General features: G+C 70.9%; 16 protein-coding genes. 14 read left to right on the top strand and 2 right to left on the bottom strand.

Annotated elements, in window-relative coordinates; translation table 11 throughout:
- The first annotated feature begins 440 nt into the window (after window positions 1-440).
- From bchF to BXA03_RS22010, 14 genes are all read left to right on the top strand, one after another.
- Window positions 441-953 carry a 2-vinyl bacteriochlorophyllide hydratase gene (gene bchF, locus BXA03_RS22075; protein WP_076511336.1) on the top strand — a complete coding sequence of 171 codons (513 nt, stop codon included), beginning with the start codon at window positions 441-443 and terminating at the stop codon, window positions 951-953.
- Window positions 950-2,230 (top strand): ferredoxin:protochlorophyllide reductase (ATP-dependent) subunit N, encoded by a 1,281-nt coding sequence (locus BXA03_RS22070; protein WP_076511335.1) that lies wholly within the window; start codon window positions 950-952, stop codon window positions 2,228-2,230. Before bchF ends, BXA03_RS22070 begins: the two co-directional genes overlap by 4 nt.
- Window positions 2,231-2,243: 13 nt before the next feature.
- Window positions 2,244-3,794, top strand: coding sequence for a ferredoxin:protochlorophyllide reductase (ATP-dependent) subunit B (gene bchB, locus BXA03_RS22065; RefSeq protein ID WP_076511334.1), 1,551 nt, complete (start codon window positions 2,244-2,246; stop codon window positions 3,792-3,794).
- A complete protein-coding gene (locus BXA03_RS22060) occupies window positions 3,769-7,608 on the top strand; it encodes a magnesium chelatase subunit H (RefSeq protein ID WP_076511333.1) in 3,840 nt (1,279 codons plus the stop codon). Before bchB ends, BXA03_RS22060 begins: the two co-directional genes overlap by 26 nt.
- The gene (gene bchL, locus BXA03_RS22055; protein WP_076511332.1) at window positions 7,605-8,516 is read left to right on the top strand and encodes a ferredoxin:protochlorophyllide reductase (ATP-dependent) iron-sulfur ATP-binding protein; all 912 of its coding nucleotides are present in this window, start codon (window positions 7,605-7,607) and stop codon (window positions 8,514-8,516) included. The genes BXA03_RS22060 and bchL overlap by 4 nt, the downstream gene beginning before the upstream one ends.
- A gap of 2 nt (window positions 8,517-8,518) precedes the next feature.
- The gene (gene bchM / locus BXA03_RS22050; protein ID WP_083716248.1) at window positions 8,519-9,292 is read left to right on the top strand and encodes a magnesium protoporphyrin IX methyltransferase; all 774 of its coding nucleotides are present in this window, start codon (window positions 8,519-8,521) and stop codon (window positions 9,290-9,292) included.
- Window positions 9,293-9,300: 8 nt separating this feature from the next.
- Entirely contained in the window at window positions 9,301-10,767 is a 1,467-nt protein-coding gene (locus BXA03_RS22045) for a BCD family MFS transporter (protein WP_076511331.1), read from the top strand.
- An 11-nt stretch (window positions 10,768-10,778) separates the two neighbouring features.
- Complete coding sequence (gene puhA, locus BXA03_RS22040) at window positions 10,779-11,534, top strand: photosynthetic reaction center subunit H (RefSeq protein ID WP_076511330.1); 756 nt, start codon at window positions 10,779-10,781, stop codon at window positions 11,532-11,534.
- A complete protein-coding gene (puhB, locus tag BXA03_RS22035; RefSeq protein ID WP_076511329.1) occupies window positions 11,531-12,280 on the top strand; it encodes a photosynthetic complex putative assembly protein PuhB in 750 nt (249 codons plus the stop codon). Before puhA ends, puhB begins: the two co-directional genes overlap by 4 nt.
- Window positions 12,281-12,312: 32 nt before the next feature.
- Entirely contained in the window at window positions 12,313-12,708 is a 396-nt protein-coding gene (gene puhC / locus BXA03_RS22030) for a photosynthetic complex assembly protein PuhC (protein WP_234983797.1), read from the top strand.
- A 12-nt stretch (window positions 12,709-12,720) separates the two neighbouring features.
- The gene (gene acsF / locus BXA03_RS22025) at window positions 12,721-13,791 is read left to right on the top strand and encodes a magnesium-protoporphyrin IX monomethyl ester (oxidative) cyclase (protein WP_076511327.1); all 1,071 of its coding nucleotides are present in this window, start codon (window positions 12,721-12,723) and stop codon (window positions 13,789-13,791) included.
- Between the two features lie 28 nt (window positions 13,792-13,819).
- Window positions 13,820-14,578 (top strand): putative photosynthetic complex assembly protein PuhE, encoded by a 759-nt coding sequence (gene puhE, locus BXA03_RS22020; RefSeq protein ID WP_076511326.1) that lies wholly within the window; start codon window positions 13,820-13,822, stop codon window positions 14,576-14,578.
- A 103-nt stretch (window positions 14,579-14,681) separates the two neighbouring features.
- On the top strand, window positions 14,682-16,775 hold the full coding sequence (locus tag BXA03_RS22015) for a hybrid sensor histidine kinase/response regulator (protein ID WP_076511325.1): 2,094 nt from the start codon (window positions 14,682-14,684) through the stop codon (window positions 16,773-16,775).
- An 88-nt stretch (window positions 16,776-16,863) separates the two neighbouring features.
- A complete protein-coding gene (locus BXA03_RS22010) occupies window positions 16,864-17,223 on the top strand; it encodes an RNA recognition motif domain-containing protein (protein ID WP_076511324.1) in 360 nt (119 codons plus the stop codon).
- Between the two features lie 70 nt (window positions 17,224-17,293).
- On the opposite strand, the gene BXA03_RS22005 is transcribed toward BXA03_RS22010, so the two are convergent.
- Both BXA03_RS22005 and BXA03_RS22000 read right to left on the bottom strand, forming a co-directional pair.
- Window positions 17,294-17,734 carry a hypothetical protein gene (locus BXA03_RS22005; RefSeq protein WP_076511323.1) on the bottom strand — a complete coding sequence of 147 codons (441 nt, stop codon included), beginning with the start codon at window positions 17,732-17,734 and terminating at the stop codon, window positions 17,294-17,296.
- A gap of 22 nt (window positions 17,735-17,756) precedes the next feature.
- Window positions 17,757-18,317, bottom strand: coding sequence for a septal ring lytic transglycosylase RlpA family protein (locus BXA03_RS22000; RefSeq protein WP_234983796.1), 561 nt, complete (start codon window positions 18,315-18,317; stop codon window positions 17,757-17,759).
- Between the last annotated feature and the right edge of the window lie 94 nt (window positions 18,318-18,411).

Here is an 18,411-nt window from a genome sequence, read left to right as displayed (position 1 = left end):
GAGGCAGCAGGCGGCCCGCCCGGATGGGATGACTGACCTCCTAAGTCGGAGGCCGGCCGAGCCCCATCGGACTCATCTGAACTTGTTGTTGCCACCGCGTCGCTCCTCGGGTGGACTCACAGCGATGCTTCCCAAGCCTGCCCCGTTCACTGGACCGGGCGGGCCCACGCCGAAGCGTGCAGGGAAGCAGCGATGCCAATCGGATCGTGTCGATTGCCCCATCGAAGCCCTCGCTCGATGGCCGGCAGGGAGCCGCGCGTCTTGTGTAGGCGGATGCCTCATCTTCTGTAGGCGGTCGTCCCCGGGGCCAACTGTCCGCGCACTGTCAGCTCTGCGTCAAGAACTTTGCAGCCGGGGCGGGCAAACACCTAGCAACTGTCATGCACGATGGATGTCAAGTTCAATTGACACATCGAGCCAGCGAGCCTAGATTTGGCCTCATGGCTTCGTACCCCCTGCCCCGCTGGCGCCCCGGCCGGTCCTCCCGTCAGCGCGCTCCGCTGTACACGGCAGAACAGCGCCTGCGGCGCGACGCCACGCGCTGGACCCTGGTGCAGGCCGTGCTGGCGCCCGTGCAGTTCCTGGCCTTCCTGCTCAGCCTGGCGCTGGTGTTGCGCTTCCTGTGGACCGGCCAGGGCCTGCAGGCCGCCGTGCTGAGCGTGCTGGTAAAGACCAGCCTGCTCTACCTGATCATGGTGACGGGCTGCTTCTGGGAGAAGGTGGTCTTCGGCCGCTGGCTGTTCGCGCCGGCCTTCTACTGGGAAGACATGCTGGGCGTGCTGGTGCTGGGCCTGCACACGGCCTACCTGCTGGCCTGGTGGGAAGGCTGGGGGACGCCCGCGCAGCAACTGGCCATCGCACTCGCGGCCTATGCCAGCTACGCCATCAACGCCGGCCAGTTCGTGCTCAAGCTGCGGGCCGCCCGGCGCCAGGCGGCGGGGGTGGCGCGATGAGCGCCGTCATCCCCATCCAGGTGGACAGCGGCTGCGCCGATGCGCCCGTGCTGCGCGAGCGCGGCCAGCGCGAGGTGTTCTGCGGCCTCACCGGCATCGTCTGGCTGCACCGCAAGATGCAGGACGCCTTCTTCCTCGTGGTGGGCTCACGCACCTGCGCCCATCTGGTGCAATCGGCTGCGGGCGTGATGATCTTTGCCGAGCCGCGCTTCGCCACCGCCATCATCGACGAGCGCGACCTGGCCGGCTTGGCCGATGCCAACGAGGAACTGGACCGGGCCGTGGCGCGGCTGCTGCAGCGGCGGCCCGACATCCGCATGCTTTTCCTCGTGGGCTCCTGCCCCTCCGAGGTGATCAAGCTCGACCTGTCGCGCGCAGCGCAGCGGCTGTCGGGCCGGCATGCGGGCGTGCGGGTACTCAACTATTCCGGCAGCGGCATCGAGACCACCTTCACGCAGGGCGAGGATGCCTGCCTGGCGGCCCTGGTGCCGGAATTGCCCGACGCCGACCCCGCCCAGGCCCCTGCGCTGCTCGTGGTCGGCACCCTGGCCGACGTGATCGAGGGCCAACTGCGCCGCCTGTTCTCGGCCATGGGCATCGAGCGGGTCGATTTCCTGCCGGCCCGCCATGCCGACCAGCTGCCCGCCGTCGGCCCGCGCACGCAGATGCTGCTGGCCCAGCCCTTCCTGGCCGAGACCGCCCGGCTGCTGGAGGCGCGCGGCGCCCGCCGCGTCGCGGCCCCTTTCCCGCTCGGCGCCGAAGGCAGCGCCGCCTGGCTGATGGCCGCGGCCGAGGCCATGCACGTCCCCCACGCCCGCGCCCTGGCGGCCATCGCGCCGGCACGCCAGCGCGCCGAGGCCGCACTGGCGCCGCACCGTCGCCAGCTCGAAGGCCGGCGCGTGTTCTTCTTCCCCGACTCGCAGCTCGAACTGCCGCTGGCCCGCTTCCTGGCGCGCGAGCTGGGCATGCAGCTGACGGAGGTGGGCACGCCCTACCTCCACCGCCAGCACATGGCGCAGGAGCTGGACTGGCTGCCCGCCGGCACCGTGCTCAGCGAGGGCCAGGACGTGGAACGGCAACTCGACCGCTGCCGCGCCGCCGCGCCCGACCTCGTGGTGTGCGGCCTGGGCCTGGCCAATCCGCTGGAAGCGGAAGGCTTTGCCACCAAGTGGTCCATCGAGCTGGTGTTCAGCCCGATCCAGGGCTTCGAGCAGGCAGGCGACCTGGCCGCGCTCTTCAGCCGACCTTTGCGGCGCCGGCAATTGCTGGCCGCCTGAGAAAGCACCCGCCATGCAGCTCACGCTCTGGACCTACGAAGGCCCGCCGCACGTGGGCGCGATGCGGGTGGCCACCGGCATGCACGGCCTGCACTACGTGCTGCATGCGCCGCAGGGCGACACCTACGCCGACCTGCTGTTCACCATGATCGAGCGGCGCAGCCAGCGCCCGCCGGTCACCTACACCACCTTCCAGGCGCGGGACCTCGGCGGCGACACGGCCCAGCTGTTCAAGAGCGCGGTGCAGAGCGCCTACGACCGCTTCCACCCGCAGGCGATGCTGGTCGGTGCCTCCTGCACGGCCGAGCTGATCCAGGACGACCCCGGCGGCCTGGCCGAGGCGCTGGCGCTGCCGATTCCCGTCGTGCCGCTGGAGCTGCCGGCCTACCAGAAGAAGGAGAACTGGGGCGCCGCCGAGACCTTCTACCAGCTGGTACGACGCCTGGCCCCGCGCACGCGCACACCGCGCGTGGCCGGCGCGCCACCGCGCTGCAACATCCTGGGCCCGACCGCCCTGGGCTTCCGGCACCGCGACGACCTGCGCGAGATCCGTGGCCTGCTCGAGCAGATGGGCGTGGCCGTGAACGTGGTCGCCCCGCTTGGCGCCAGCCCGCAGGACCTGACCCGCCTGGGCGAGGCCGACTTCAACGTGCTGCTCTACCCCGAGACGGCCCACACCGCCGCGGCCTGGCTGCAGCGCACGCTGGACCAGCCGCACACGCGCACCGTGCCCATAGGCGTGCAGGCCACCCGCGCCTTCATCGCCGAGGTGGCGACGCTGGCCGGCCTGGACCCGCAGGAGGCGGCCGCCCGCGTGGACGTCGAGCAGTCGCGCAGCGGCTGGTATGCCGCCTCGGTCGATTCCAACTACCTCACCGGCAAGCGCGTGTTCGTCTTCGGCGACGCCACCCATGCCATCGCGGCGGCCCGCGTCGCCAGCCGAGAGTTCGGCTTCCAGGTCGTCGGGCTGGGCAGCTACAGCCGCGAGTTCGCGCGCGAGTTGCGGGCCGAGGCCGCCCTGCACGGCATCGAGGCGCTGGTCTGCGACGACTACCTGGAGGTGGAGGCCGCCATCGCCGCGGCCACGCCCGAGCTGGTGCTCGGCACACAGATGGAGCGCCACATCGCCAAGCGCCTGGGCCTGCCCTGCGCGGTGATTTCGGCGCCGATGCATGTGCAGGACTTTCCGGCCCGGCATGCGCCGCAGATGGGCTTCGAAGGCGCCAACGTGCTGTTCGACACCTGGGTCCAGCCGCTGATGATGGGGCTGGAAGAGCACCTGCTGGCCATGTTCAAGGGCGACTTCGAATTCAACGAGGACGCCGCCCCCTCGCACCTGGGTCATGCCGCATCGCGGCCCGAGCCCGTGCGGGTGGCGCCCGCCGGGGCGGCGCCGGCCGATGCCGCGCAGTGGGCGCCCGAGGCCCAGCGCGAGCTGGACAAGGTGCCCTTCTTCGTGCGCGGCAAGGCCCGGCGCAACACCGAGCGCTTCGCGCTCGACCGCGGCCTGTCCCGGATCACGATCGAGACCCTCTACGATGCCAAAGCCCATTTCAGTCGTTGAGACGCGGGCCGCGGCACGCCAGCCGCCCGTCGCCATGCGCGTGGTGCTGGTCACCATGGACAGCCACCTGCGCAGCGCCGCCGAGCGCGCGCACCAGGTGCTCGCGCGGGCGCTGCCCGGTGCCACGCTGTCGGTGCACGCGGCGGCCGACTGGGCCACCAGCGCCGACGCACTGCAGCGCTGCCGCGACGACATCGCGCAGGCCCACATCGTCGTGGTCACGATGCTCTTCATGGAGGAGCACTACCTGCCCATCATCGAGGCGCTGCGCGCCCGCCGCGCCGGTTGCGACGCCATGGTCTGCGCCATGTCCGCCGGTGAGGTGATGAAGCTCACCCGCATGGGCCGCTTCAGCATGGACGGCGCCACCGGCGGGCCCATGGCCATGCTGCGGCGGCTGCGCGGCAAGCCGGCCGGCGGCGACGACCGCAGCAAGGCCAGCGCGGGCGCCCAGCAGCTCAAGATGCTGCGCCGGCTGCCCAAGATCCTGCGCTTCATCCCCGGCACGGCGCAGGACGTGCGCATCTACTTCCTGGTGCTGCAGTACTGGCTCGCGGGCTCGCAGGAGAACATCGCCGCCCTCGCCCATCTGCTGATCGACCGCTATGCCGACGGGCCGCGCGCCGCCCTCCGCGGGCGCGCCCGCCCGGCCGAGCCGACCGACTACCCCGAGCTGGGCGTCTACCACCCGCGAATGGCCGGGCGCATCGGCGACTGCGCGACGAAGCTGCCCCGGCCCATCGCCCTGGCCGGCAAGCCGGTGGCCGGCACCGTGGGCCTGGTCATGCTGCGCTCCTACCTGCTGGCCGGCAACACGGCGCATTACGACGGCGTGATCGCGGCCCTGGAGGCGCGCGGGCTGCAGGTGCTGCCGGCCTTTGCCACCGGCCTCGATGCCCGGCCCGTGGTGGAGCGCTTCTTCATGCAGGACGGGGTGCCGCGGATCGACGCGCTGGTGTCGCTCACCGGCTTCTCGCTCGTGGGCGGACCGGCCTACAACGACGCGCAGGCCGCCGAGGCGGTGCTCGGCCAGCTCGACGTGCCCTACCTGTCGGTGCTGCCGGTGGAGTTCCAGACGCTGGAGGCCTGGGCCGGCTCCGAGCGCGGGCTGCTGCCGCTGGAGTCCACCATGATGGTGGCCATCCCCGAGCTCGACGGCTCGACCGGCGCCATGGTCTACGGCGGCCGCAGCGATGCCGCGGGCCACGCCTGCAGCGGCTGCAGCCGGCACTGCACCTTCGCGCCGGACCAGGGCCGGCACGACATGCAGGCCTGCCCCGACCGCGCCGACATGCTGGCGGCCCGCGTGGCGAAGCTGATCGCGCTGCGGCGCAGCGAGCGGGCCCAGCGGCGCATCGCCACCGTGCTCTTCAACTTTCCGCCCAACGCCGGCAACACCGGCACGGCCGCGCACCTGGCCGTGTTCGCCTCGCTCTACAACACCCTGCGGTCACTGCAGCAGGCCGGCTACACCGTCGACCTTCCGCCCAGCGTGGACGCGCTGCGCGAGCGGCTGCTCGCGGGCAATGCGGCGCGCCACGGCGCGCTGGCCAATGTGCATGTGCGCATCCCGGCCAACGAGCATGTGCGCCGCGAGCGCTGGCTGGCCGAGATCGAGCGCACCTGGGGCCCCGCGCCCGGCCGCCAGCAGGCCGACGGCCACGGCATCCAGGTGCTGGGCGAGCGCTTCGGCAATGTCTTCGTCGGCATCCAGCCGGCCTTCGGGCACGAGGGCGATCCGATGCGGCTGCTGTTCGAGCGCGGCTTCGCGCCCACGCATGCCTTCTCGGCCTTCTACCGCTGGCTGCGCGAGGACTTCGGTGCGCATGCGGTGCTGCACTTCGGCACCCACGGCGCGCTCGAATTCATGCCGGGCAAACAGGCGGGGCTGTCGGGCGACTGCTGGCCCGACCGCCTGATCGGCGACCTGCCCAACTTCTACCTCTACGCGGCCAACAACCCGTCCGAAGGCATGCTGGCCAAGCGCCGCAGCGCGGCCACGCTGATCAGCTACCTCACGCCGCCGGTGGCCCAGGCCGGGCTCTACCAGGGGCTGGTGGAGCTGCAGGCCTCGCTGCAGCGCTGGCGCAGCCTGCCGCCCGAGGCGCAGGCCGAGCGCGCGGGGCTGGCCCCGTTGCTGCAGGCGCAGGGCCGTGCACTGCATCTGCTGCCGGAGCAGGGCGAAGCCTGGGACGAGGGCAGCGAGGCGGCCGTCCACGCGCTGGGTACGGCACTCGCCACGCTCGAGCAGACGCTGATCCCGCATGGCCTGCATGTGCTGGGCGAGGTGCCCTCGCCTGTCGAACGCGCCGAGATGCTGCGCGCCTGCGCCGATGCCGGCTTTCCGGCGGGCGACGCACCCAGCGCAGGCCAGATCGCGCGCCTGGTCGCCGGCACGGGCGCTGCCGAACTGCTGCTGGAGGAAGGCCGGTCCGCCGACCCAGCGCGCCGCACGCAGATGGAGGCCCTCGCCACCACGGCCCGCCTGCTGGCCACCGACCATGAACTCGCCGCGGTGGTGCATGCCCTGGACGGTGGCTACCTTCATCCCGCCCCGGGCGGCGACCTGCTGCGCAACCCCGCGGTGCTGCCCACCGGCCGCAACCTGCACGGCTTCGACCCGACCCGGCTGCCCAGCCGCTTCGCCGTGCTCGACGGTGCACGGCAGGCGGCCCGCCTGCTGGCCCGCCATGCCGAACAGGGCCACGGCCTGCCGGAGACCATCGCCCTGGTGCTCTGGGGCACCGACAACCTCAAGAGCGAGGGCGCACCGCTGGCCCAGGCCCTGGCGCTGATCGGCGCCACGCCGCGCTTCGACAGCTACGGCCGGCTGGCCGGCGCCGAGCTGGTGCCGCTGGCCGAACTGGGCCGGCCGCGGGTGGACGTGATGGTCACGCTGTCGGGCATCTTCCGCGACCTGCTGCCGGCGCAGATCCGCCTGCTGGCCGAGGCCGCCTTCCTGGCCGCATCGGCCGACGAACCCGAACACCTGAACTTCGTGCGCAAGCATGCGCTGGCCTGCCAGCAGGCCCAGGGTTGCGACCTGGAGACCGCGGCGCTGCGCGTCTTCGGCAATGCCGAGGGGGCGTATGGCGCCAACGTGGGCAGCCTGATCGACAACGGCGCCTGGGCCGAGGAAGATGAACTGGCCGAGACCTACACCCGCCGCAAGGGCTTCGCCTACGGCCGCAACGGACGCCCGGTGCAGCAGGCCGCGCTGCTGGCGAGCGTGCTCCAGAGCGTGGAACTCGCCTACCAGAACCTCGACTCGGTGGAGCTGGGCGTGACCACCGTCGACACCTACTTCGACACCCTGGGCGGCATCAGCCGCGCCGTGCAGCGTGCCCGCCGCACGCCTGCGGGCGAGGCCGGGCCGCTGCCGGTCTACATCGGCGACCAGACCACCGGCGAGGCCGGCGTGGTGCGCACGCTGTCCGAGCAGGTGTCGCTGGAGACGCACACCCGCATGCTCAACCCGAAGTGGTACGAGGGCATGCTGGAGCATGGCTACGAGGGCGTGCGCCAGATCGAGGTGCACCTGACCAACACCCTGGGCTGGTCGGCCACCACCGGGCAGGTGCAGCCCTGGGTCTACCAGCGCCTTTCGGAAACCTTCGTGCTGGACGCCGCCATGCGCGACCGTCTGGCACGCCTCAATCCCACCGCTTCGGCGCGGCTGGCCAACCGGTTGCTGGAAGCCTGCGACCGCCGGTACTGGCAGCCCGACGCCGACACGCTCGAAGCCCTGCGCCAGGCCGGCGATGAACTCGAGGACCGCCTAGAAGGCGTCTTCGTCGAAAGGATCGTGGCATGACGACCACCCTCGAATCCGTCCCGATCCGCACCGTGAGCCGACGACGGCTCGATGGCGAGGGCAGCCTGCAGGTGCAGCTCGACCCGAACGTGCAGATCGGCAGCGCCAAGGTGTTCGCCATCTACGGCAAGGGCGGCATCGGCAAGAGCACCACCTCGTCCAACCTGTCGGCCGCCTTCTCGCGCCTGGGCAAGCGGGTGCTGCAGATCGGATGCGACCCCAAGCACGACAGCACCTTCACCCTCACCAAGAAGATGCTGCCCACCGTGATCGACGTGCTGGAGACGGTGGACTTCCATGCCGAGGAGCTGCGGCCCGAGGACTTCGTTTTCGAGGGCTACAACGGCGTGCGCTGCGTCGAGGCCGGCGGCCCGCCCGCGGGCACCGGCTGCGGCGGCTACGTGGTCGGGCAGACCGTCAAGCTGCTCAAGGAGCACCACCTGCTGGAGGACACCGACGTCGTGATCTTCGACGTGCTGGGCGACGTGGTCTGCGGCGGCTTCGCGGCGCCGCTGCAGCATGCGGAGCGGGCGCTCATCGTCACAGCCAACGACTTCGACTCGATCTTCGCGATGAACCGCATCGTGCAGGCCATCGGCGCCAAGGCGCGCAACTACAAGGTGCGGCTGGGCGGCGTGATCGCCAACCGCAGCGCCGAGACCGACCAGATCGACCGCTTCAACGCCCGCACCGGCCTCACGCTGGCGGCCCACTTCCCCGACCTGGACGTGATCCGCCGCAGCCGCCTCAAGAAGAGCACGCTGTTCGAGATGGAGCCCTCGCCCGAGCTGGCGAAGGTGCAGGCCGAGTACATGCGCCTGGCCGCCGCGCTCTACCTGGGCAGCGAGCCCATGGAGGCGATCCCGCTGAAGGACCGCGACCTGTTCGACCTCCTGGGATTCGATTGACCATGACGATCCGCCCCCATGCCCCATCCGCCCCGCTGCAGGCGCACCGGCCCGACGCCGATGCGCCGCGCGACGCCTACCTGCGCCGCCGCGGCGAGATCCAGACCTACTTCGACCGCACGGCCGCCGCCACCTGGGCACGCCTCACGTCCGACGCGCCGGTCAGCCGCATCCGCGAGACGGTGCGCGCGGGGCGCGACCGCATGCGCGCCACGCTGCTGTCGTGGTTGCCCCATGACCTGAACGGCCTGCGGCTGCTGGACGCCGGCTGCGGCACCGGCGCCCTGGCCATGGAGGCCGCGCGCCGCGGCGCCCAGGTGCTGGCCATCGACCTGTCGCCCACGCTGGTGGACCTGGGCCGGCAGCGCTGCCGCCAGGAGGCCGATGCCGAGCTGCTGGGCGAGCGCATCGTCTGGCGCAGCGGCGACATGCGCGCGCCCGACGACGGCGCCTTCGACCACGTGGTGGCGATGGACTCGCTGATCCACTACACGCCGCACGATGCCGCCGCCCTGCTCGACGGCTGGGCCGGCCGCGTGCGGCACGGCATCCTCTTCACGGTGGCGCCGCGCACACCGCTGCTGGCCGGCATGCATGCGGTGGGCCGGTTCTTTCCGCGCGGAGACCGCGCGCCGGCCATCGTGCCCATCGGCGTGGAGGGCCTGCGCCGCAACCTGGCGCGGCGCCTGCCCGATTGGCAGCAGGCACGCACCGAACGCATCGCCAGCGGCTTCTACACCTCGCAGGCCTGCGAGATGACCCGCCAGCGGCCCTGACACGCGCCATGGCCCGCCCCATCACACCACCCCGCCTGATCCGCCTGTGGACGCGGCTGTCGCCCGCGCTGCTGCCCTTCGCGGATGCCGCCAGCGCCGAGGTGCCGCTGCCGCGCCTGCTGCGGCTGGCGCTGTTCCAGGTGTCGGTGGGCATGGCGGCGGCCCTGCTGATCGGCACCCTGAACCGGGTGATGATCGTGGAGATGCACATGGCCTCGGGCCTGGTGGCGCTGATGGTGGCGCTGCCGCTGCTCGTGGCGCCATGGCGGGCCTTCGTCGGCTACCGCTCCGACACGCACCGCTCGGCCCTGGGCTGGCGGCGGGTGCCCTACCTGTGGTTCGGCACCCTGCTGCAGTTCGGCGGCCTGTCGATCCTGCCTTTCGCGCTGCTGCTGATGGCGGCCAGCGGCGAAGGCGGCGAGGCGGCCATCCGCCTGCCCATGGTGCCCCAGGCGGCCGTGGCCCTGGCCTTCCTGATGGTGGGCCTGGGCATGCAGACCACCCAGACCGCCGGCCTCGCGCTGGCCACCGACCTGTCGCCCGCGGACAAGCGTCCGCGCGTGGTGGCGCTGATGTACCTGATGCTGCTGCTGGGCATCCTGCTGGGCAGCATCGGCTTCAGCTTGGCGCTGGTCGACTTCTCGCCCACGCGGCTGGTCGCGGTCGTGCAGGGCTCGGCGGTGCTCACCATGCTGCTCAACGGCGTGGCGCTGTGGAAGCAGGAAGCGCGAGGTTCGGTGGCCACACGGGCCGCTGCGGAGCCGCCCTTCGGCCGTGCGTGGGCCGCGTTCCTGGCGCAGCACCAGGCGCGTCGCTATCTCGTCGCGCTGGGCTTGGGCACCGCCGGCTTCGCCATGCAGGACGTGGTGCTGGAGCCCTACGGCGGCAGCGTGCTGGGCCTGTCGGTGTCGGCCACCAGCCTGCTGACCGCCGGCCTGGCGCTGGGCTCGCTGCTGGCCTTCGGCTTCGCTGCCCGCCAGCTGCAGCGCGGCGCGGACCCGTACCGGCTGGCCGCCCTGGGTGTGCTGGCAGGCATCGTCGCGTTTGCGGCCGTGATCTTCTCGGCGCCGCTGCAGTCCACCCTGCTCTTTCGCGCCGGCACCTTCGGCATCGGCCTGGGCGGCGGGCTGTACGCCGTCAGCATGCTGGTGGTGGCCATGGGCCTGAAGGTCGACGGGCAGGCCGGCCTGGCACTGGGCGCCTGGGGCGCGGTGCAGGCCGGCAGTGCCGGGCTGGCCACCGCCGCCGGCGGCCTGCTTCGCGACCTGTTCGGCTGGCTGTCGGGCCAGGGCCTGCTGGGCCCGGCCATGACCGACCCCTCGGTGCCCTACAGCACCGTCTATCACATCGAGATCGCCCTGCTGTTCGCGGCGCTGGTGGCGATCGGTCCCCTGGTGCGCAGCTGCCGTGCGGCATGGCGCGATTCCCCCACATCCCCGCCGGGCCCCTTCGGGCTCGCAGGGCTTCCCGGCTGAAGGAGAAGGTCATGCCCACTGGTGCCATCACCGCATACATCGACGTCGCGCAACTCGTGCTCTATGCGTTCTGGGCATTCTTTGCCGGCCTCATCTACTACCTGCACCGCGAGAACAAGCGCGAGGGCTACCCGCTCGAATCGGACCGCTCGGGCCGCATCGTGCACCAGGGCTTCCCGGCCGTGCCGTCGCCCAAGACCTACCGCATGGCCGATGGCAGCACGGTGCAGGTGCCCAATGCGCGGCGCGACAACCAGCCCCCACTGCACGAAGGCGTCTGGCGCGGCCTGCCGCTGGAGCCCACCGGCAATCCGCTGCTGGCCGGCGTGGGCCCCGGCGCCTGGGCCGACCGTGCCGACCGTCCCGACCGCACGCTGGAGGGCGAAGCCCGCATCGCGCCGCTGCGCGCCGCCCCCGGCTTCGGCGTGGCGCACGAGGACGTGGACCCGCGCGGCCTGCCCGTGTATGGCGCCGACATGGTGGCCGGCGGTACTGCCGTGGACCTGTGGGTGGACCGCGCCGAGATGATGTTCCGCTACCTGGAAGTGCGCACCGAGGGCGGCCGGCATGTGCTGCTGCCGATCAACTTCGCCCGGGTGCAGCAGCGCGGCGTGAAGGTGCGCGCCATCCTGGGCCGGCAGTTCGAGGACGTGCCCGGCCTGCGCGATGCCGATCAGGTCACGATGCTGGAAGAGGAGAAGGTCATGGCCTACTACGGCGCCGGCACGCTGTACGCCACCGCCGCCCGCCAGGAGCCTTGGCTGTGAAGGCGATCAACCTGCTCGCGCCTGCGCACGAGCATGAGTTCGAGGCTCGGCACGGCCTGCCCGAAGCCCTGCCGCAGGGGGAGCGGCTGCTGTGGCAGGGCAGCCCCTCGGCCGCGCTGGTGGCGGTGCAGGCGCTGCACATCCGCAAGGTGGCGGCCTATTTCGCGCTGCTGCTGGGCTGGCGGCTGGCCAGCGACCTGCACGACGGCGCCGGCTGGGCCGCGGCCCTGGCGGGCTGCGCCGGCATGCTGGCGCCCATCGTCCTCGCGCTGGGCCTGATCGGCGCCATGGCGTGGCTGGTCGCCCGCACCAGCGTCTACACGCTGACCGACCGGCGCGTGGTGATGCGCATCGGCGTGGTGCTGTCCATCACCTTCAACCTGCCGCTCGCGCGCATCGCTTCGGCCGACCTGCGGCAGCGCCGGCACAGCGCGGACATCGCGCTCACGCTGGCCGGGGACGAGCGCATCGCCTATCCGCACCTGTGGCCGCATGCGCGGCCCTGGCAGCTGCGCAGTCCGCAGCCCATGCTTCGGGCGCTGCCGGCGGCCGAGGCGGCCGCCTTGAGCGCACTGCTGGCCCCGGCGCTCCAGCAGGCGCACGCGACGCCGGGCGCCGACGCGGCCGTGAAGCCGGCCGCCGGATCGGCGCATCCCCTGCCGCAACGCGCAGTGCGGGCGACGCAGACCGTGCCCCCGGTGCACACCCATGAGGCGGCGCCCGAGGCCGCACACGCCGGGGCCTGAACATGTCGGCCGGCCACCTGTCCCCCACCCCGTTGCGCGCCCTGGTCGCGCTCCTGCTCTGCGCGCTGGCGGCCGTGGCGTGGGTGCGGCTGAGCGGCATGGACATCCGCCAGCAGGCCGACGCACCGGCCGTGGCGCTTCGCACCCTGCGCTTCGCCGACACGGCCGACGGCAGCCTGCAGGTCATCGACGACCGCAGCGGCCGGGTGCTCGAGACGGTGGAGCCGGGCCACGGCGGCTTCATCCGCAGCACGCTGCGCGGCCTGGTGCGCGAGCGCAAGCGCCAGAGCCTGGGCGACCAGCTGCCCTTCGAGCTGATCGGCCGCGCCGACGGCCGGCTCACCCTCGTCGATCCGGCCACGCAGCGGCGCATCGACCTCGAGGCCTTCGGCTCGGCCAACGCCGCCACCTTCGCACGCCTTCTCTGAAAGGACGCTCCCATGCAAGCCGATCTGCACAGCCCACAGGACGCCGCCGGGCTCGCCAAGCAGGAGACGGTGCTCACGCCGCGCTTCTACACCACCGACTACGCCGCCATGGACCGCCTGGACGTGACGCCGGTGCGCGCCGAATGGGACGCGATGATGGCCGAGTACGAGGGCGACAACAATCACGACCACTTCCAGCGCGATGCGACCTTCGCGGCCGAGGTGGCGAGCGCCTCGGCCAAATGGTCGCCGCAGCTGCGGCGCGACTTCCAGGAGTTCCTGGTCAGCTCGCTCACCAGCGAGTACAGCGGCTGCGTGCTCTATGCCGAGATCGCCAGGCATGTCGAGAACCCCGACATCCGGCAGCTGATGCGCTACATGACGCGCGACGAGTCGCGGCATGCCAACTTCCTCAACCAGTCGCTCAAGGACTTCGGCCTGGGCATCGACCTGGTCAACCTGCGGCAGACCAAGCGCTACACCTTCTTCAAGCCCAAGTACATCTTCTACGCCACCTACCTCAGCGAGAAGATCGGCTACGCCCGCTACATCAGCATCTACCGCCAGCTGGAGCGCCATCCGGAGCACCGCTTCCATCCGATCTTTCGCTGGTTCGAGCGCTGGTGCAACGACGAATTCCGGCACGGCGAATCCTTCGCGCTGCTGATGCGGGCGCAGCCGCATCTGCTGCGGGGTGCCAACCTGCTGTGGGTTCGCTTCTTCCTGCTGGCCGTCTACGCCACGATGTACGTGCGCGACCACACCCGCCCCTGGCTGGCCGAGGCGCTGGGCATGGACCCGACGCGCTACGACCACGAGGTGTTCGACATCACCACCGCCATCAGCCGGCAGGTCTTCCCGATCAGCCTGGACACCGACGCGCCGGCCTTCCGCGCCGGACTGGACCGGCTGCTGCACTGGTCGCGGCGCATCGACGCCGCCAAGGCGCGTGGTGGCCTGGTGGGCGGCATCGCCCGGGGCTGGGCCGCGATGGGCGCGGCCGGCTGTTTCGCGCGGCTGTACCTGCAGCCGGTGCGCCGGCATGCGCTGCCGGCGCAGATGCGCGTGGCACCCGTCTGGTAGCCGTCGGTCGGTCATCGACGCCCTGCCCATGCGCGTGCTCGGCCCCATGCTCTACACCCTGCTGGTCTGGTGGGCGAGCACGGGCGTGATCCTCTACCTCAACGGTCTGCCGCGGCGCTGGCATCCGCCACTGATGGGCGCGGCGACGGTGCTGCTGGCCGTCGCCCTGTGCGGCGTGGCCGTGTCGGCCGACGACACCCGGGTGACCGGCGCCTACCTGGCCTTCACGGCCGCCATCGCGGTGTGGGGCTGGCAGGAACTGGCCTTCCTGCTGGGCTACCTCACCGGTCCGCGCCGCCATCCCTGCCCCTCGCAGGCCACCGGCTGGCCGCGCGCGGGCCACGCGATCATGGCCATCCTGTGGCATGAGCTCACGCTGGTGGTGCTGGCCACGGCGATCCTGTGGCTGTGCTGGGGCCGGCCCAACCCGGTCGCCGTCTGGACCTTCGCCGTGCTGTGGGTGATGCGGCTGTCGGCCAAGCTCAATGTCTTCCTCGGCGTGCGCAATCTCAGCGAGCAGTTCCTGCCGGAGCATCTGCGCTACCTGCAGAGCTACTTCCGTCGGCGGCCCCGCAATTCGCTCTTCGCCACTTCGGTGCTGGTCGGCACCCTGTGCGCAGGGGCCGTGTGGCAGGCCGCCACACACCCGGACGCCAGCCCCTTCGCCGCCACCGGAGCGACGCTGGTGGCCACACTGCTGAGCCTGGCGGTGGTGGAGCACTGGTTCATGGTGCTGCCGCTGCCGAGCGAGAAGCTCTGGAACTGGGGGATGCGTTCTCGGCGCTAGCGGCTCGCACGGCGCGCGCCACTGCAGCCGTATCGCACCGGTGCGCCCCCTTGTCCCGGGCACCCAAGCGGCACCGGGCCCGCTCCGCCGCTACGATCAGCCCATGCACGCCGATCGACCGGACCTCCTCGCCGCCCTGGATTCGGCCGACGTCGGACTCTTCTGCTGGCGCACCGGCACCGACGTGCTGGCGCTGTCCGGCGTTTGCAAGGCCCAGTTCGGGCTGCTGCCCGGCGACGTGCTCGACAAGGCCGGTTGGCTCGCCGCGGTGCATCCCGATGACCGCGCGCAGGTCGAGGCGCTGGTGATGCACGGCACGCCGGGCGCTTCGCTGGAGCACCGCATCCAGCGCAGCGACCGGCGGCAAGGCTGGCTGCGGATGACCCTGTGCCGCGTCGAGACAGATGCGGCCGGCGCCCGCGAGGTTTTCGCGACATCCCAGGACATCACCGATCTGCAGCTCGCCGGGCGCCGGCTGGCGCTGCTGGACTTCCTGGCCCGCGACCTCTATGGCGGCGCCTTCGATGCGGCAGAGGTGGCCTTCCGCGCCGCCGAGGCGCTGGGGCGCACGCTCGGCGTCAGCCGCGCCGGCTATGGCACCGTCGACAAGCAGCGCGAGACCATCACCATCGAGCGCGACTGGAACGCGCCCGGCATCGCATCGCTGGCCGGCACCCTCCACTTCCGCGACTACGGCAGCTATATCGAGGACCTCAAGCGCGGTGAAACCGTGGTGTTCGCCGACGCCTGCCTGGACCCGCGCACCTGCGACACGGCCGACGCGCTGATCGCCATCAGCGCCCAGGCTGTCATCAACATGCCGGTGAGCGAGGACGGCGACCTGGTTGCGCTGCTCTACCTCAACCATGCGACGGCGCGCATCTGGACCGATGAAGAGATGTCGCTGGTGCGCGAGGTGGCCCACCGAACGCGGCAGGTGGTGGAGCGCCGGCGCGCGGAGCAGGAACTGCGCGAGCTGGCCCACTCGCTCGAGGCGCAGGTGCAGCAACGCACCGAGAAGCTCATGCGCTCGGAATCCGCGCTGCGGCAGGCCCAGAAGATGGAGGCCGTGGGCCAGCTCACCGCGGGGCTCGCGCACGACTTCAACAATCTGCTCGCCGCCGTCTCCGGCAGCCTGGATCTGCTCAAGCGGCGCCTCGCCGATGAGCCGACCCTGCTGCGCTATGTGGACACCGGCCAGAACGCCACCCGCCGCGCCGCCGCCCTCACCCATCGACTGCTGGCCTTCTCGCGGCAGCAGACGCTGGAGCCGCGGGCGGTGGACTTCGGAGCGCTCATCCACAACTTCCAGGACCTGATCCGCCGCACCATCGGGCCCGAGATCACGCTGGAAGTCCATACCGCGCCCGACCTGTGGGCGATCCATGTCGATCCGACGCAGCTCGAAAGCGCGCTCCTCAACCTGTGCATCAACGCCCGGGACGCCATGCCCGAGGGCGGCGTGCTGCGCATCCTGGCGACGAACAGGCCGGCCGAGACGGGGCGCCCAGGCGCGGGCGTCAACGGCCCGGACGGGCCGGCCGTGTCGATCTGCGTCGAGGACGACGGCTGCGGCATGACGCCCGAGACCCTGGCCCGCGCCTTCGATCCCTTCTTCACCACCAAGCCGCTGGGCATGGGCACGGGGCTGGGCCTGTCCATGGTCTACGGCTTCGCGCAGCAGTCGGGCGGCGTGGCGCACATCGAGTCGCGCCCCGGAGAAGGCACGTCGGTGTGCCTGCTGCTGCCGCGGCATGCCGGATCGGCGAGCGGCGACGCCCAACAGGAGCGGCACGCCGCCCAGCCGGCGGGCGTCGGCACGGTGGTGGTGGTGGACGACGAGCCCGCGGTGCGCGAGATCATGGCCGAGGCGCTGCGTGGGGTGGGCTTCGTCGTGCATGAGGCGGCCGAGGGTGCCCCCGCGCTGACGCTGCTCAAGAACATGACCCGGCCGGCCCTGCTGGTGACCGACGTCGGCCTGCCCGGAGGCATGAACGGTCGGCACCTCGCCGACGCCGCGCGGGTAGTGTTCCCGGCACTCGGCGTGCTCTTCGTCACCGGCTATGCCGAGGGCTCTCTGCTCGACCGGGGCGAGTTGCCCCGGGGAATGCAGGTGCTGACCAAGCCCTTCGACCTGGAGACCTTCACCGCCCGGGTGCAGGCCATGGTGGCGGCAGCCGCCCCGCCCCCGCGCTGACGCACTAGGGCCTGCCGAATCCAGTCGCTGACGCCTCGCGTACCCGTCCCACCTGGAGAGAGGTCGCAAGAAGGACGAGGAGCGTCACATGGGTGAAAGGATCTACGTCGGAGGGCTGGGACCCGACACGACGGACGAGCGCCTGCTGGAAATGTTCAGGCCATTCGGCGCGCAGGCGGTGCAGGTGGCGCGCGCTGCGAAAGATGGGCCCTGCACGGGTTCCGCAGAAGTGGTGGTCGGCGACCGCGCCCAGGCCGAGGCCGCGTGCCGCGCCCTGAACGGCCGCGAATGCAGCGGCAGATTGCTCACGGTGCACCTGCCTGCCGAGCGACGATGGGACGTGTATCGGACCCGGCGCCGCGCCGGACGGCAGGACCGAAGCGACACGCCCGCGACGGCCGAAGCACGCATTGACCGAATTCAGGGCCCGTCGTGGATTGCGCCATGATGGATCGCGCATAAAAAAAGGACTGCCCGGGGGCAGTCCAAAAGGAGCACGACGCAAACATCAAAAAAAACTACATGCCCCGGTAAATTTTTGGATACAGATCCACTATTTCGACCGCATTTTCCGCCCCGACCCACGGATGCACCTGTTTAGCGCCGGCAAAGGGCGCGGCCCAATTGATCACGAGTGCGTTGTCCGCATCCCGTTGCCGGATGAGGCGGATTGCCGTGCCGACCGCCAGCATCACGTCGGAACGGGGAACAATCAATAGCGCATTCGTCCGTAGCAGGAAATCGACCGTTTCCCCGCCGAGCAATACGGCATCGTTGAGGTAGTCAATGTCTTCGGCCACCAGGACAAATTCGATCTCGAGCAGGAATGCCGAGCGATCTTTTGCAAAATAACGGCGTTGCTGCAATACGCGGGAAGCGCGCTGCCGCAATTCACCGGAGGATTCGCTAGGCGACAGCTGAGCCAGCAACGGCCCCGATTGTTTCGCGGAATGGAACATGACTCGACCCATCCCATGAAGATCAGGGTCGGCCGCCGTCGGCGGCAGACTGCGCCAGCTTGACGGGATCGAGCGAAACCTTCACCCGCGCCGTCTTCGGCGTGGCGACCAGCCCGGGTTCGACCTGCCGACCGTCGCACTGGACCGGCTTGTCGGCGACAAGCACCAAGGCCACGTCTGCCACGCCCTCCTTGAGCATGGAGATCTTGCGGGCCGCGGATTCGCTCAGGCCGAGATACACGCCCTTGCCGCCGCGCCCGCGGTCGTTGATGTAGACCAGGACCTCCGCGTCCGTGCGGAGATTGCGCACGCATACCTTTTGGCCAAATGGAATGTCCTGGCTCCAGGCCGTGAGCGCGTCAGGCACATAGATCTGTCCGCTGGCCGTTTTTCTTCCTTTGAGCCCCGCTGAAATCCACACCGCTCTCGCCAGAATTTCTTCTTGTTCGACAGTGGGCTCAGGCGTAGCGGGTGGCGGCGGACGGCGGGTAATCTTGGCCGCGGGAATCATCTCAGCCGGCATTTCGGGCTGCGGCGCGACCGTGGAACAGCCCAGCATCGTGCCTACGGACAGCATCAGCATCCAGCGAAGAAACATTGGGCGACAAACCATTTTCAACATCTCCAAAAAAAAGAGGCCCCGTTGCCGGGGCCTCAAGTCTGCGCAAGGATCAATT

The organism is Pseudacidovorax sp. RU35E, from assembly GCF_900156165.1.
GTDB lineage: Bacteria > Pseudomonadota > Gammaproteobacteria > Burkholderiales > Burkholderiaceae_C > Xenophilus.
Note: the sequence above shows the minus strand (reverse complement) of the source record. Positions and strands in the feature narration are given on the sequence as shown.